Origin of the sequence: Sedimentitalea nanhaiensis DSM 24252, assembly GCF_000473225.1 — a bacterium.
Classification (GTDB): domain Bacteria; phylum Pseudomonadota; class Alphaproteobacteria; order Rhodobacterales; family Rhodobacteraceae; genus Sedimentitalea; species Sedimentitalea nanhaiensis.
In genome coordinates this window covers 1,268,951-1,283,655 of record NZ_KI421509.1, presented here as the reverse complement: position 1 = coordinate 1,283,655, position 14,705 = coordinate 1,268,951, and the positions used below count along the sequence as shown (strand labels likewise).

At 64.1% G+C, this 14,705-nt stretch carries 14 protein-coding genes; 8 read left to right on the top strand and 6 right to left on the bottom strand.

The features are described 5' to 3' along the window. Positions 1 to 21: 21 nt before the first annotated feature. Positions 22 to 888: a methylenetetrahydrofolate reductase [NAD(P)H] gene (gene metF / locus NANH_RS0108005; RefSeq protein WP_027261556.1), complete on the bottom strand. Its 867-nt coding sequence runs from the start codon at positions 886 to 888 to the stop codon at positions 22 to 24. Positions 889 to 973: 85 nt separating this feature from the next. Here metF and NANH_RS0108000 point away from each other — a divergent pair, with 85 nt between their 5' ends. Then, the gene (locus NANH_RS0108000) at positions 974 to 1,168 is read left to right on the top strand and encodes a YqaE/Pmp3 family membrane protein (RefSeq protein ID WP_027261555.1); all 195 of its coding nucleotides are present in this window, start codon (positions 974 to 976) and stop codon (positions 1,166 to 1,168) included. 6 nt (positions 1,169 to 1,174) lie between these two features. Next, on the top strand, positions 1,175 to 2,080 hold the full coding sequence (locus NANH_RS0107995; protein WP_027261554.1) for a LysR family transcriptional regulator: 906 nt from the start codon (positions 1,175 to 1,177) through the stop codon (positions 2,078 to 2,080). Positions 2,081 to 2,222: 142 nt separating this feature from the next. Here NANH_RS0107995 and NANH_RS0107990 read toward each other — a convergent pair whose 3' ends face one another. Both NANH_RS0107990 and NANH_RS0107985 read right to left on the bottom strand, forming a co-directional pair. Continuing rightward, positions 2,223 to 2,927 (bottom strand): MOSC domain-containing protein, encoded by a 705-nt coding sequence (locus tag NANH_RS0107990; protein WP_027261553.1) that lies wholly within the window; start codon positions 2,925 to 2,927, stop codon positions 2,223 to 2,225. A gap of 7 nt (positions 2,928 to 2,934) precedes the next feature. Continuing rightward, positions 2,935 to 3,960, bottom strand: coding sequence for an NADP-dependent oxidoreductase (locus NANH_RS0107985; RefSeq protein ID WP_027261552.1), 1,026 nt, complete (start codon positions 3,958 to 3,960; stop codon positions 2,935 to 2,937). A 172-nt stretch (positions 3,961 to 4,132) separates the two neighbouring features. Here NANH_RS0107985 and NANH_RS0107980 point away from each other — a divergent pair, with 172 nt between their 5' ends. After that, entirely contained in the window at positions 4,133 to 4,918 is a 786-nt protein-coding gene (locus tag NANH_RS0107980) for an inositol monophosphatase family protein (protein ID WP_027261551.1), read from the top strand. Positions 4,919 to 4,995: 77 nt separating this feature from the next. Here the strand turns inward: NANH_RS0107980 and NANH_RS0107975 are convergent, their stop codons facing one another. The 3 genes from NANH_RS0107975 to putA form a co-directional block, all read right to left on the bottom strand. Beyond that, positions 4,996 to 5,739, bottom strand: coding sequence for a rhomboid family intramembrane serine protease (locus NANH_RS0107975; RefSeq protein ID WP_027261550.1), 744 nt, complete (start codon positions 5,737 to 5,739; stop codon positions 4,996 to 4,998). A 92-nt stretch (positions 5,740 to 5,831) separates the two neighbouring features. Beyond that, entirely contained in the window at positions 5,832 to 6,449 is a 618-nt protein-coding gene (locus NANH_RS0107970) for a hypothetical protein (protein WP_027261549.1), read from the bottom strand. A gap of 123 nt (positions 6,450 to 6,572) precedes the next feature. Beyond that, positions 6,573 to 9,980 carry a bifunctional proline dehydrogenase/L-glutamate gamma-semialdehyde dehydrogenase PutA gene (gene putA, locus NANH_RS0107965; protein ID WP_027261548.1) on the bottom strand — a complete coding sequence of 1,136 codons (3,408 nt, stop codon included), beginning with the start codon at positions 9,978 to 9,980 and terminating at the stop codon, positions 6,573 to 6,575. A gap of 105 nt (positions 9,981 to 10,085) precedes the next feature. On the opposite strand from putA, the gene NANH_RS0107960 reads away from it, so the two are divergent. The 5 genes from NANH_RS0107960 to NANH_RS0107940 all read left to right on the top strand — a co-directional run bounded on the left by NANH_RS0107960 (position 10,086) and on the right by NANH_RS0107940 (position 14,704). Further along, entirely contained in the window at positions 10,086 to 10,574 is a 489-nt protein-coding gene (locus NANH_RS0107960; RefSeq protein ID WP_027261547.1) for an Lrp/AsnC family transcriptional regulator, read from the top strand. Positions 10,575 to 10,604: 30 nt separating this feature from the next. Further along, on the top strand, positions 10,605 to 11,174 hold the full coding sequence (locus NANH_RS0107955; protein ID WP_027261546.1) for a tetratricopeptide repeat protein: 570 nt from the start codon (positions 10,605 to 10,607) through the stop codon (positions 11,172 to 11,174). A 68-nt stretch (positions 11,175 to 11,242) separates the two neighbouring features. After that, entirely contained in the window at positions 11,243 to 11,893 is a 651-nt protein-coding gene (locus tag NANH_RS0107950; protein WP_322786791.1) for a paraquat-inducible protein A, read from the top strand. Then, entirely contained in the window at positions 11,890 to 12,582 is a 693-nt protein-coding gene (locus tag NANH_RS0107945) for a paraquat-inducible protein A (protein WP_081710444.1), read from the top strand. The genes NANH_RS0107950 and NANH_RS0107945 overlap by 4 nt, the downstream gene beginning before the upstream one ends. 22 nt (positions 12,583 to 12,604) lie before the next feature. Further along, positions 12,605 to 14,704 (top strand): MlaD family protein, encoded by a 2,100-nt coding sequence (locus NANH_RS0107940; RefSeq protein WP_027261543.1) that lies wholly within the window; start codon positions 12,605 to 12,607, stop codon positions 14,702 to 14,704. Position 14,705 lies beyond the last annotated feature (1 nt).

Below are 14,705 nucleotides of genomic sequence, written 5' to 3'. Positions count from 1 at the left end.
GCGGCGGGGCCGGGGCAACAGTTACGCGACGTTCTGCAGCTGTACCTTTGGAGTCACCCCAAGGGCGTGACACACATCGCGGGTCAGTTCCGGGCGGTTCAGCGTATAGAAATGCAGCTTGTCCACGCCTTCGTCGATCAGATCGCTGCACAGTTCGGTGCACAGCGCCGTGGCCAGAAGATCTTCGCGCCCGTCGCGCAGCGCCTTGTCAAACGCATCGTCGACCCAGGCCGGAATTTGTGCGCCACACCGGTTGGCAAAGGCCCGCGCGCCTTTCCAGTTCTCGATCGGCAGGATGCCCGGTGTCAGGGCCGCATCGATCCCGGCAGCGGCGCAGGCATCGCGGAACCGCAGAAAGGTCTCGGCCTCGAAAAAGAACTGGGTCAGCGCCTCGGTTGCGCCTGCGTCCAGCTTGGCCTTGAGCCAGTTCACATCGGCGGCCAGGTCGGCGGCTTCGGGGTGCTTGTCCGGATAGGCGCCGACGCGGATGTTGAATTTTCCGGTTTCGGCCAGGGCCGAAATCAGTTCAATGGAATTGGCAAACCCCTCGGGGTGGGGGGCAAAGGCACCGCTGCCCTTGGGCGGATCGCCTCGCAGCGCGACGATGTCGGTGACACCCGCCTTGGCAAACCCGTCGGCGATGGCCATGGTTTCGGCGCGGGTGGCGTTGACACAGGTCAGATGCGCCGCGACGTTCAATCCCGAAGATTTGTGCAGCGTGGCCACCGCATCCCGGGTCAGGTCGCGGGTGGTGCCACCGGCACCGTATGTGACCGAAACGAACCGGGGGTCCAGAGGCGCAAGCGTCTGAACGGTGTCCCACAGACGGAACGACCCTTCGAGGTTCTGCGGCGGGAAGAATTCGAACGAGATGGAGGGAACGGTCATGGTGGCATCCTTTGATTTCGTCCCTTGTGACACGCTCCGCGTTGTGAGACAATTTCATAATACTCAAGAACAACATGAGCCTGACATGAGACTGATAATTGCGATCCTGTTGCCCTTTCTGGTGTTCTTTACCATCGGGCGGCCTTTTCAGGGGATATTGTGTCTGCTGTTGCAGATCACCCTGATCGGGTGGATTCCGGCTGCGATCTGGGCGGTTTACGCGCTGAGCCAATATAATACCGACAAGAAGATTTCGGCGATGAGACGCGGCGAGAGATAGGCGGACATGCATATAGAATTCCGACATCTGCGCACGATCAAGGCCATTCACGATTTTGGCGGGCTGGCCCGTGCCGCGGATCAGTTGAACATCACCCAGAGCGCGCTGAGCCATCAGATCAAGGGGCTCGAGGATCAGGCGGGGGTCGAGCTGTTTGTGCGGCGTTCCAAACCGATGACCCTGTCGCCGGCGGGGTTCCGGCTGTTGCGGCTGGCCGAGCAGGTGCTGCCGCAGGTCGAGGCGACGCTGGCCGAGTTCGGCAATCTGCGCGACGGCAAGACCGGGCGGATGCATATCGCCATCGAATGCCACGCCTGTTTCGAATGGCTGTTTCCGGTGCTGGAAGGGTTTCGCAAGAACTGGGCCGATGTGGATGTGGACATTCGTCCCGGTTTGGCCTTTGACGCGCTGCCGGCGCTGAAAAAGGAAGAGGTTGATCTGGTGGTGTCGTCGGATCCCGAGGACCTGCCCGGTGTGGAATTCGTCGAACTGTTCGATTACGCGCCGGTTTTTGTGGCTGCAGCGGCGCATCCGCTGGCCGCGAAACCCTGGATCGAGGCGGCGGATTTCCGGGGCGAGACGCTGATCACCTATCCGGTCGAGCGCAGCCGTCTGGACGTGTTCAGCCAGCTTTTGATCCCGGCCAAGGTGGAACCGGCCACGATCCGGCAGGTCGAACTGACGGCGGTGATTCTGTTGCTGGTGGCGTCAAACCGGGGGGTGTCGGTGTTGCCCGACTGGGTGGTGCGCGAGGTGAAATATTCGTCCGATTACGTCACCCGCCCGCTGACCGAACAGGGCCTGACCCGGCGGCTGTATGCGGCGATCCGGAGCGAGGATCGCGACAAGCCGTTCGTGCAGAACCTGATCGAGCTGGCCCGTGTCGAGGCGCGTAAATTGCAGGCGGTGTGAGCCGCGCGAAACCGGATCTGCACCGGATTCGGGAATCTCGGGCTAAGCCCCTGTTTGTCGGGAAATGCGAATATGGCAACCCGTACATACCCTGTACATGCTGCGTCCATACGCGCGCCCGACCCCGGGCTATGCACGAACTCTATGACTTGGGCGGGGTCAGGCGGGGGCCGGTGTCTTCGGCGCCGTCGCCCGTTGCCATGCGGGCGAAGGCCGCGCTCCAGCCCTGGGCCAGTTCGGCAACCCGCGACAGGGCAAGCGCCCGATCGGGGGCGATCCGGTGGGTCAGGCGGGCATGGGTCACCTCGGCGACACTCCAGTGGGGGTTGGGCCGTTCTTGCAGGGCGATGCTGTCGCCCGGCGCAACCTGGCCGGTTTCCAGCACCCGGTAATACCACCCGGTGCGGCGGGTTTTCTGGAACAGATAGGCCATGCGATCCTGCCCGGTGTGGGCATTGAGTTTCCAGCAGGGTTGGCGGCCCTGCGAGATCTGCACCAGCGCGGTTCCGAGACGGAAGATATCGCCGATGCAGACATTGGTTTCCACCAGCCCGAGGGTCGAGATGTTTTCGCCAAAGGCGGCAGGCGTGGTGCCGGGCGCGATCAGCCCCTCGGATTGCCAGTCGGCATAGTGGTCGGCCGCATAGTGATGCACCGCCTTGTCCGCCCCGCCATGCACGGCGAGATCGGCCTGCTGATCGGCCTGAAACCCGGTCGGCGTCAGGGTTTGCGGTGCCGCCACGGCGGTCTTGTGGATCGCCGAGGCGGGCCTGTCCGGCCAGCGGGGCCGGACCCTGCCGGTGAACAGGCCCTGAACGGTGCAGGTGTCGGGCGGCTGCGGCGACATGGCGGGCTCAGGCCACCTTGACGATCTGCTTGCCGAGGTTCTTGCCTTGCAGCAGGCCGATGAACGCCTGCGGCGCGTTTTGCAGGCCTTCGGCGATATCTTCGAGATAAGCGATGTCGCCCGCCGCGACCTTGGGGCCGATTTCACCGAGGAAGGTGGGATAGCTGTCCCAGTGATTGCTGATGATATAGCCGTTGATCGACAGCGATTTCACCAGCGCCGCGCGCCAGATCTCGGCTCCGGTCATATTGCCGACCACGTTGCCGTCGTTATAGCCCGCGATCATGCCACAGAGCGGGATGCGACCGAACAGGTTCATCAGGGGCAGAACCGCTTCCAGCACCTTGCCGCCGACGTTTTCGAAATAGATGTCGATGCCATCGGGGCATTCGGCGGCCAGCGCCTTGCGCAGATCGGACGCGCTGTCATAGGCGCGGTGATCCAGGCAGGCGTCGAAGCCGAATTTTTCGGTGGCCAGTTTGCATTTATCCGCGCCGCCAGCGATGCCGACCGTGCGCAGGCCCAGCGATTTGGCAACCTGACCGACCATCGAGCCGACCGGGCCGGTGGCGGCGGCAACCACCAGGGTTTCGCCCGACTTGGGGCGGCCAAATTCCATCAGCCCCTGCCAACCGGTGAAGCCGGGCATGCCCAGCACCCCCAGCGCGGCGGTGATCGGGCCATGCGCCGGGTTCAGCTTGCGCAGCATCTTCGCCGGTTGCACCGCGTGGGTGGCCCAGCCCAGCATGCCAAAGGCGAAATCGCCGGGGGCGAAGTCCGGGCTGTTTGAGGCGATCACCTCGCCGACGCCGCCGCCTTCCATTGTGCCGCCGATCGGCACCGGCGCGGCATAGGATTTGGCGTCGCTCATGCGGCCGCGCATATACGGGTCCAGCGACATGTAATGGACCTTGATCAGCACCTCGCCGTCGCCGGGTGCCGGCATCGGCTGGGCCTCATAGCGGAAATTTTCGGGTGTCGGGGCGCCTTCGGGGCGGCTGGCTAGGGCGATACGGTGCATCTGTTCGGTCATCGGCTGAGTCTCCGGAGTGGTGAATTTGGCCGGACGGTGCCGGTGTGCGGCGGGCTTGGCAAGGGGGGCGCGGGCTTACGCTGCGGCACGCGGCAGCGGGGGCTGTCAAATGGGTTGGCAATGGTGGGCGTGGCGCGTATACGCGCGGCCTGACCCGACAGGAGCCCAAGACATGGTAGGCAGTGCGAATCTGAACGTGATGATCAAGGCGGCACGCAAGGCGGGCCGGTCGCTGGTCAAGGATTTCCGCGAGGTCGAGAACCTGCAGGTGTCGATGAAGGGCGCCGGGGATTTTGTGTCCAAGGCCGATGTTGCGGCGGAAAAGATCATCCGCGACGAGTTGATGGGCGCGCGCCCGACCTATGGCTGGGTCGGAGAGGAAAGCGCGCCGGTGGACGGGCAGGACCCGACACGGCGCTGGATTGTCGACCCGCTGGACGGCACCACCAATTTCCTGCACGGGCTGCCGCATTGGGCGGTGTCGATTGCGCTGGAGCACAAGGGCGAGGTGGTTGCGGGTGTGGTGTTTGACGCCGCCAAGGACGAGATGTTCTTTGCCGAAAAGGGGGCCGGGGCCTGGATGAACGACACCCGTCTGCGGGTCTCCGGGCGTCACAAGATGATCGAGAGCATCTTTGCCACCGGCCTGCCGTTTGCGGGCCGGGCGGATCTGCCTGAAACGCTGAAGGATCTGGCGCGGCTGCTGCCGGCCTGTGCCGGGGTGCGGCGCTGGGGGTCGGCGGCGCTGGACCTGGCCTATGTCGCGGCGGGGCGGTACGACGGCTACTGGGAGCGGCGGTTGAAGGCCTGGGATCTGGCGGCGGGGGTGATCATCGTGCGCGAGGCCGGTGGGCTGATCCAGCCGATTCAGCCGGGCGGTGACATTCTGTCGGACGGCGAAGTGATCTGTGCCAACGAGGCGATTTTCGACGGGTTTGCCAAGGTGATCCGCGTATAGCGCCGGCTGTGGGGCAAACCCACTGGCGGTGAAATTTTCAGTGAGACAATGAGGCGGCCCACCCGGTTCGGGTGGACCTATTTGCGTCTGATTCTCGGGATCCGGCTGGCACCGACCCGATAGCGCGCCTCGGGGTGAGGAGGATGGCCGTGGGTCTGCCGCCAGAACCCTTGCGCGCCGAGCCGCAGCCACAGGGGCAGGGTCAGCGCCAGCCCGACGAGAAAACCGCCCGCATGGGCCCAATAGGCCACCCCGCCGGTGTCCGGATTGGCCCCAAGCCCGCCGATGAACTGCATCGCGAACCAGACCGCCAACACGATCCAGGCCGGGATCGGAAAGATGCGGAAGAATACGATCAGGATCAGGATCACGTCGACCCGGGCCTGCGGATACAGCAGCAGGTAGCCCCCCATCACGCCCGCGATTGCGCCCGACGCGCCGACCGTGGGAATCATCGACCCCGGTGCGGCCAGAACATGCACCAGACCGGCGCCAAGGCCGCAAGCGAAATAGAAGGCCAGAAACGGGAGGTGGCCCATCTCGTCTTCGAGATTGTCGCCGAAAATCCACAGGAACAGCATGTTGCCGGCCAGGTGCATCCAGCCGCCATGCAGGAACATGGAACTGACCAGGGTCATGAATCCCTCGCCGTTGCTGATGCGGGCGGGGATGATGGCATAGTCGAAATAGAGCCGGGACAGGGCGTAGTTGTCCTGCATGGTGCCGAGCTGGCTGAGAAAGATCATGACGTTGGCCGCCACCAGGGCGTAGACGACATAGGGCGTGCGCCCCGACGGGTTATGATCGCGGATCGGAAACATGGCGGAACGCTGGCGAGAAACCGAGGCGAGGTCAAGGGGTTGGCGCGCGCGCAGGGGGGCGACGCATGACTGATTTGCTCGTCTCAGCCGTCCTAGGATTTCTGAATTAGCTCACCACAGACAGTAAGAACTGGCCAATGATCTACGCCCCTGCCAGGTTCATAGTCGAAGAGTAGTGAAGCACTGCGGATACTCGGATGAGGCATGATTTCTTCAACTTCGAGCCATGCCTGCGCTTCGGTCGAAGTTAGCCATGGCTCGGCTGTGTGAATGAGTAGCACATCGATTCTCACTCCAGCTTTCTCGTACTTCTTGCCTTTGTTGGCAATCAGCTCATTTAACTTCGAAACGAATCTCTCTCTCGACCATTGCATATCCTGAAACAACTGGCCCGAAAATGGCGTTTCATCATTTGCAGCCCTTTGTTTGTATTCTTGCTCAACCATCTGAACAAGTTCAACATTTAACTGCTGGCCCCCGATTGAAACGAAGAAATCGGGCGGATCATCGGGATTGGGCTGCGGTGTGTCCGATACGATGCCAAATTCCATTTCGATTGACACGCGCCATTCCTCGATGGTGCTTCGTTCCACAATGCGCATATCGTCCTTGGTATCGGAATTGAAAACGCCCGCATAGCCATGACCCTTGTTGAAAGTTTGAACCCAGCGTTCCAAATTATCGTTATCGTTATCGTTGCTTTCAGCCATCAATAGCCCTCCACCACACGAATTTTCATAACTGTATGGGTTTTGTGCTTTGCGGCAAAGCCAGCAGCGGCGATTTGGACCCAAACCCGCCGCTCACACAGGGCGCGCGGCGGGCGTGGTGTCTCAGGCCATGCCGCCCAGCAGGGCGGCGTTGCCGCCTGCTGCGGTGGTGTCGACACAGACGTGGCGTTCGCCCATCGCGCGGGCGAGGTCGGGTTTGCCGGGGATCAGCGGGACGATCGGGCCGTCGCGCCGGGCCAGCGCCTGTTCGATGGCGCGCCCGGTGCTGTCGTCGCCCCACCACAGCACACCGGCGATGTCGATGATGCCGGTCAGCGTGTCCGGATCGATCTGGCCATCGGCGCGGATCGAGCGGCCCCCCAGGGCCTGCACGGCGGCGGCCTGGGCCTCGGCGGTCTCTGGCCCCGGACCCATGCACAGCAGCGGGGCGCGGGGCACAAAGCTGAGGCGGTTGGATTCGCCGGTGGGACCGGGCAGGATTTGGGCCGCCGGGGGTTTGGCGGCGGTCGAGGGGGCGGGCAGCCTGGTGCATGCGCGGTCCCAGCCGCCATCGGCCTGCTGACGGTCCGGGGCGCAGAAGCGCGGCATATAGTTCGGCCCGCCCGCCTTGGGGCCGGTGCCCGACAGGCCCTCGCCGCCAAAGGGCTGGCTGCCGACGATGGCCCCGATCTGGTTGCGGTTGACATAGATGTTGCCCGCGTGGATCGCGTCGGTCACGTGCTGCACCCGGTCGTCGATGCGGGTGTGCAGCCCGAAGGTCAGCCCATAGCCGGTGGCGTTGATGTCGGCGATCACCTTGTTGAGGTCGCCGGATTTGAACCGGGCGACATGCAGGATCGGGCCAAAGATTTCCCGTTCCAGATCGCCGATGCCGTCGATCGAGATCAATGTCGGGGCGACAAAAGTGCCGCCCGCAGGGGCGAACAGCTCCTTGAGCACCCGGCCCTCGTTGCGGGCGACATCCACATGGGTGCGGATGCCGGTCTGGGCCAGCTGGTCGATGACGGGGCCGGAATCGGTGGACAGGGGCCACGGATCGCCCAGGCCGAGCGCGTCCATCGCGCCCTTGAGCATGGTCAGCACATCGTCGGCGATGTCCTCTTGCACATAGAGGCAGCGCAGGGCGGAACAGCGTTGACCGGCGGATTGAAAGGCGCTTTCGACAATCGCCTGCACGGCCTGTTCGGGCAGGGCGGTGGAATCCACGATCATCGCGTTGAGGCCACCGGTTTCCGCGATCAGCGGCGCGCCGGGGGTCAGGTTGTCAGCCATGGCGGCGCGGATTTTCATCGCCGTTGCGGTCGAGCCGGTGAAGGCCACGCCATTGATGCGCGCATCCGAGGTCAGTGCCGCGCCCACCATGCCGCTGCCGGGCAGCAGTTGCAGGGCGGTGGCGGGCACCCCGGCGCGGTGCAGCAGCGTGACGGCCAGATGGGCGATCAGCGGCGTCTGTTCCGCCGGTTTGGCCAGCACGGCGTTGCCGGTGGCCAGCGCGGCGGCAATCTGACCCGAGAAGATCGCCAGCGGAAAGTTCCACGGGCTGATGCAGGTGAAAAGGCCCGCAGGCGCCGCATCGGGGATGTTGGCGGCATAGTAGCGCAGGAAATCCACCGCCTCGCGCAGTTCGGCGACGCCGTCGAGCAGCGATTTTCCGGCCTCGCGGGTCAGGAGCGCAAAGATTTCGCCAAAGTTCTCTTCGTAGAGATCGGCGGCCAGGTTCAGGATCTCGGCCCGTGCGCTGGCGGGGGCATCCCAGGGGTGCGCATGGGACAGGGCGGTTTGCACGTCCGCGACGCTGGTCGGGGCCACGGTGCCGGTGTGCGTCCCGTTTGCGGGGTTGATCACGGCCGCACCGGCCTCGGGCGCGGAGGGGCCGGCCAGGATTGGCGCGGCAGTCCAGTGATGGTCGCGGAACGGCGCGCGGGCGGCTTCGATCCGTTCCAGCGTCGGCGCGTGGGTCAGGTCGAACCCGCGCGAGTTGGGGCGCTCGGGCGCATAGAGCTGGGCACCGGTGGGCAGCGGCGGGGTGTCGGCGCGCACCGCCAGAAACGGATCGGCGGCCACGGTTTCCGGCGGCACGTTTTCATCGACGATCTGGTTCACAAACGAGCTGTTGGCGCCGTTTTCCAGCAGCCGGCGCACCAGATAGGCCAGCAGGTCACGATGCGCTCCGACCGGGGCATAGATGCGGCAACGGGTGGTGTTCCGGGTCTTGACGATCTGGTGCAGGGTCTCGCCCATGCCGTGCAGGCGCTGGAACTCGTAAAGCTGCGGGTCGGTGGCCATGTGCAGGATCGCGGCCACCGTGTGGGCATTGTGGGTGGCGAACTGCGGATAGATCCGGTCTGTCATGCCCAGCAATTTACCGGCATTGGCGATATAGGACACATCGGTCGCCGGTTTGCGGGTAAAGACCGGGAAGGCGTCCATGCCATCGACCTGGGCGCGTTTCACCTCGGTGTCCCAATAGGCGCCCTTGACCAGACGCACCATGATGCGGCGGTTATGGCGGTTGGCCATGTCATACAGCGTGTCGATCACGATGCCGGCGCGCGGGCCATAGGCCTGAACCACCACGCCGAATCCGTCCCAGCCTGCCAGGGCGGGCTCGCTGAGCACGGTGTCGATCACGTCGAGCGACAGGGCGAGGCGGTTGGCCTCTTCGGCGTCCACGTTCAGCCCCATGCCCGCGGATTTCGCCAGCAGCGCCAGCGAGCGCAGACGTGGCACCAGGTCGGACATCACGCGGGCCTCTTGCGCCACCTCGTATCGTGGGTGCAGCGCCGAGAGTTTCACCGAAATACCGGGGTTGGAGCGAATGTCGTCATCGGTACAGGCGGTGGCAATGGCGGTGATGGCGCGGGAATAGGACAGGTGATAGCGCGCGGCGTCGCCTTCGGTGCGGGCGGCTTCGCCGAGCATGTCATAGCTGTAGGTATAGCCTTTTTCTTCCATCCCGGCGGCGCGTTTCATCGCCGCACCGATGTTTTCGCCCAGCACGAACTGGCGGCCCATTTCCTTCATCGCACGGGTGGTGGCGGTGCGGATCACCGGCTCGCCCAGACGTTTGACGGCGCTGCGCAGGGCGCGCACCGGGCTGGGGGCGTCGTCATCCAGCACCTTGCCGGTCAGCATCAACGCCCATGTGCTGGCATTGACCAGCGAGGACGAGGAATGGCCCAGATGCTTGCCCCAGTCGCTTGGTGCGATCTTGTCTTCGATCAGCGCGTCGATGGTGTCGGCATCCGGCACCCGCAGCAGGGCTTCGGCCAGGCACATCAGCGCGATGCCTTCGTCGGTGGACAGGCCGTATTCGGCCAGAAAGACCTCCATCAGCCCCGGCGCGGCGCTGGCGCGGATATTGCGCACCAGATCTGCGCCTGACGCGCAAATGGCGGCCCGGTCGGCATCGCTCAGGTTGGCCTGGGCGATCAGACGGTCGATCGCGGCGGCTTCGTCGGTGAATTTGCCGGCGTCGATCTGCAGGCGCAGGGCGGTGTTATGGGGCATGTCTGGTCTCCGGGTTATGTGTGCAGTATAGAAGGGAAATGCCGGTTCATTGTCCTGAACATACCGGGATCAAAGTCTTTTGGACCGAAAATTAGGGGAAATACGATGCAAGTGGACTGGCCGGTTCTGGACGGGTTCGATCACAAGATACTGGCGGTGCTGGCCGAGGACGGGCGCATCAGCATAGCCGATCTGGCGCGGCGAATCGGGTTGAGCAAATCGCCCACCCAGGCGCGGCTGCGGCGGCTGGAGGCCGACGGGGTGATCACCGGCTACCGGGCGCTGATCGATCCGATCCGGCTGGGGCTGGATCATGTGGCCTTTGTCGAGGTGCGGCTGAAGGATACGCGCGAGGCGGCGCTGGCGGCCTTCAACGCGGCGGTGGCCCGGATCGGGGAAATCGAGCAGGTGCATCTGATAGCCGGAAACTTTGACTATCTGATGAAAGTCCGAACCCGGTCGATGACCGAGTATCGCATTGTTCTGGCCGAAAAAATATCGACTTTGCCGCATGTGTCCGGCACCTCGACCTATGTGGCGATGCAGGCGGTGAAAGAGGATGCGTCGCTGGGACCGCTCGGAAATGTGACTTGACCGGGGCGCGGATGGCGGCAGCATGGTGCTATGTATACCCGGCTTCCGACCCTGCTGATCTGTGTTGCCCTGACCGGCGGGATGGCGATGGCGCAGGGCTGCCCGCAGGCACCGGACCATGCCGCGCGGATGCAGGACCTGGTCGCGCAGGTGCGGCAGGCCGAAACCGAGACCGAGGCGCGGCGGATCACCACCCAGATGTGGGAGATGTGGACCGATGCCCCCGACGCGGTGGCGCAGGAGATGCTGGATCAGGGGATGGAGCGGCGCGCGGCCTATGATTTTCTGGGCGCGATCACGGTGCTGAACCGGTTGGTGGACTATTGCCCGGACTATGCCGAGGGCTATAACCAGCGCGCCTTTGTCCGTTTTCTGCGACAGGATTTCCCTGCGGCGCTGAGCGATCTGGACCGGGCCATCGCCCTGTCGCCGGATCACATCGCCGCGATTGCCGGACGGGCGCTGACCCTGATGGGGCTCCGCCGGATGGACGAAGCGCGCATCGACATGGCGCGGGCGCTGGACCTGAACCCCTGGCTGCCTGAACGCGGACTGGCCGCGCCGGGTGGCCCGCTGGCCCCGCGGGGTCAGGATATCTGACGGTTGCAGGGCGGTTGCGCGGCGGGCCGGAAACCGTCACTGTCTGCCGCGTGTCAGGAGACCGATCGGTGAGCCAAGCGATGACGACAGACCGGGTTGAGTGCCCTGACCTGAACGGGCTGATTGCCTGTCCGTCCTGTGATGCACTGCATTACGAGACCGATGTGCCGGACGGATCCCAGGCGCGGTGCCGCCGGTGTCATACGGTCCTGATGGCACCGCGGGCCGGGGCGATGACGCGCATTGTCATGTTGGCGGCGACGGCACTGATCCTGATGGTGGCGGCGGTGTTTTTTCCGTTTCTCGATCTCAGCACCCATGGGCTGTCGCAGCACAGTTCGATCTATGACACCGTGATGGCCTTTTCCGACGGGCTGCTGCTGCCGCTGTCCTTTGCTGTCGCGGCGCTGATCGTGGTGTTGCCCACGGTGCGGTTGATTGCGATTCTGTATGCGATTGGTCCGATGATGATCGGCCATGCCCCGGCCCGCCACGCGGCGCTGGCGTTTCGGGTGGCGCAATCTCTGAAACCCTGGGCGATGGCCGAGATTTTTATTCTCGGCACCGCCGTTGCATTGGTCAAGATCGGCGGCATGGCGACCATATCGCTGGGAACGGCGTTTTGGGCCTTTGCCGCGCTGGTTGTGGTGACAACCCTGAAAGACACGTTCATGTGCAAGCTGACGGTCTGGAAAACCATAGAAGAGCGCAGCCGATGACAGCGGATGCCGGATTGCCAGCACAGGCCCCCGCCGCGCGCGGCGATGCGCACCGGGCGGGATCTGCGGCGCAGGTTCTGACGGCGCGGGACGCCGGGCTGGTGGCCTGTACCGGATGCGGGCGGGTGTATCGGGCCACGCAGGCGCGGTGCCGCCGCTGCGGTGCGCGTCTGAGCAGCCGGGACGAGACCAGCCTGCAACGGGTCTGGGCCTGGTGGCTGGCGGGTTTGATTGCCTATATCCCGGCCAATTTATATCCCATGCTGAAAACCACCACCATGGGTCACGAGCTGAGCAGCACCATTGTCGGCGGGGTGATCGAGCTGATCGATTACCAATCCTATTCGGTTGCCGTGATCGTGTTCACCGCATCGGTTGTAATTCCGATCTGCAAATTCATCGCCATCGCCTTTCTGGCCTATAGTGTGCAGTTCCGCCGGGGCCGGGGCCGCGGCGGGTTGGCCCGCCAGCACCTGTACGAGATGGTCGAGTTCATCGGGCGCTGGTCGATGATCGATGTGTTTGTGGTGGCGATCCTGTCGTCGCTGGTGCAGTTTCAGTTTGTTGCCAGCATCCATCCGGGAATCGCGGCGGTTTCGTTCGCCTTGTCGGTTGCATTCACCATGCTTTCTGCCCAAAGCTTTGACTCCAGACTGATCTGGGACGCGGACGAGGCTGAAGACACATGATGCCGCACAAGGCATGGACCCAATGACAGACCCGTCGACCCCCGGCATAGGGGCCGCCGAAATGCAGGTACAGGCGCCGAAACGCTCGCCCTGGCGCAACGTGTCGATTGTCTGGCTGATCCCGGTGCTGGCGCTGGCGGTGTCGCTGGCGGTTGCCTGGCGGACTTTTTCCGAGCGGGGGATCCTGATCAGGATCGATTTCGAGAACGCCGCCGGAGTTACAGCCGGGGAAACCGCGGTACGATATCGCGACGTGGCGATCGGGGTGGTCGAAAAGGTCGGCTTTTCCAGCGATCTGGCGCGGGTTGTTGTCTCGGCGCGGATCGACAAGACCGTTGCGCCGTTTCTGGACGACAGCGCGCAGTTTTGGGTCGTGCAACCCAAGGTCACCGCCGAGGGGGTTTCGGGCCTGTCCACGGTGCTGTCGGGTGTCTATATCGAAGGCACCTGGGACAAGACTCCGGGCGCGCCGCAGGATCAATTCAAGGGGCTGGAAGAGCAACCTCTGGTCGATCCCAACGAAAAGGGCACGCGCGTCACCCTGCGTGCAGGGGATGGCCAGGCGATTACCGGAGGGTCCCCGGTGTTTTACCGTGGCGTTCGGGTGGGCCGCACCGAGACACCCCGGCTGGACGCTTCCGGCGCGGTGGTGCTGGTCGAGGCCTTTATCGAGGCACCGCATGACCGGCTTTTGACCACCGCCACCCGGTTCTGGAACGCGTCGGGGTTTTCGGTTTCGCTGGGGGCCGGTGGGCTCAAGCTCGATGTGGGCAGCCTGGCCGCGCTGATCAGCGGAGGGGTCGCATTCAACACTTTTTTCACTGGTGGTCAGCCGGTAAAGACCGGGCAGGTCTACGATTTGTATGACGATGAAACCGTGGCCCGCGAAAACGCCTTTTCGCGGGTGTCGTCCAATACCATAACGGTGGGGACCGTGTTTGTCGGCGGCGTGTCCGGTCTGACCACCGGCAGCGCGCTGTTTTACAAGGGGGTCAAAATCGGTGAAGTGGGGGCGATTTCGGCCTTTGTCACCGGCGAGGACCGCCAGATGGAGGTTCACCAGCTGGTCAGCCTGGACATCGACCCGAAACTGCTGGGACTGCAGGCCAGCGCGACTCTGCCCGATGTGCTCGAATTCCTGGAAGCGGCGGTGGCGTCGGGCGTGCGTGCGCGGCTGACCAAAGCCAATCTGCTGAGCGGGTCGCTGATTGTAGAATTTGCCGAGGTCGAGGATGCGAAACCGGCCGAGTTGGAGCCCGATGCCAAACCCTATCCGCTGGTTCCCAGCGTCGAATCCGACCTGCAGGACGTCAACGCAACGCTGGAAGGCGTGATGAAACGGGTCAATGCGCTGAAGATCGAGGATCTGATCCAGCAGGCGATCAGCACGCTGGCCACGGTCGAATCCTTTGCCTCGAACAAGGAGTTGCGCGAGGTGCCGAAATCGGTGGTCGAACTGTTGGACAAGACCCGCGATCTGGTGGCCAGCGAAGACATCCAGGCGCTGCCGGGGGATTTGCGTCAGACGGTGGAAGAGCTGCGCGACACGATTGCCCAGATCCGTCAGGACGGCGTGGTGGCCCGGCTGGTGTCCGTTCTGGAGAGCGCCGATGTGGCGATGGCCAATATTTCGCTGGCCTCGCAGGAGGTGCCGGCGCTGGTGGAGGATGTGCGGGCGGTCGCCGCCAAGGCCCGCGATCTGCCGCTGCAGGATCTGGTCGATTCGGCAACCGGGCTGTTGCAAAGCGCCGATGCATTGATCGACACCGATGCCGCCCGTGCGTTGCCGGCGTCGCTGAATGCGTCGCTGGACGAGATGCGCATCTTGCTGAGCGAACTGCGCGAAGGCGGGGCGGTGGCCAATACCAATGCGGCGCTGGCCTCGGCCCGTTCGGCCACCGAATCGCTGGAACGCGCAACGGCGAATCTGCCGCAGCTGACCGCGCGTCTGGATCAGCTGGTTGCGCGGGCCGAGGGGTTGGTCGCGGCCTATGGGGACCGGTCGGACTTTAACGCCGAAACTCTGTCTATGCTGCGCGAGGTTCGTGCCGCCGCGCGGTCGATCACGGCATTGACGCGATCGATCGAACGCAGCCCCAACTCACTCCTGTTCGGAAAGTGAT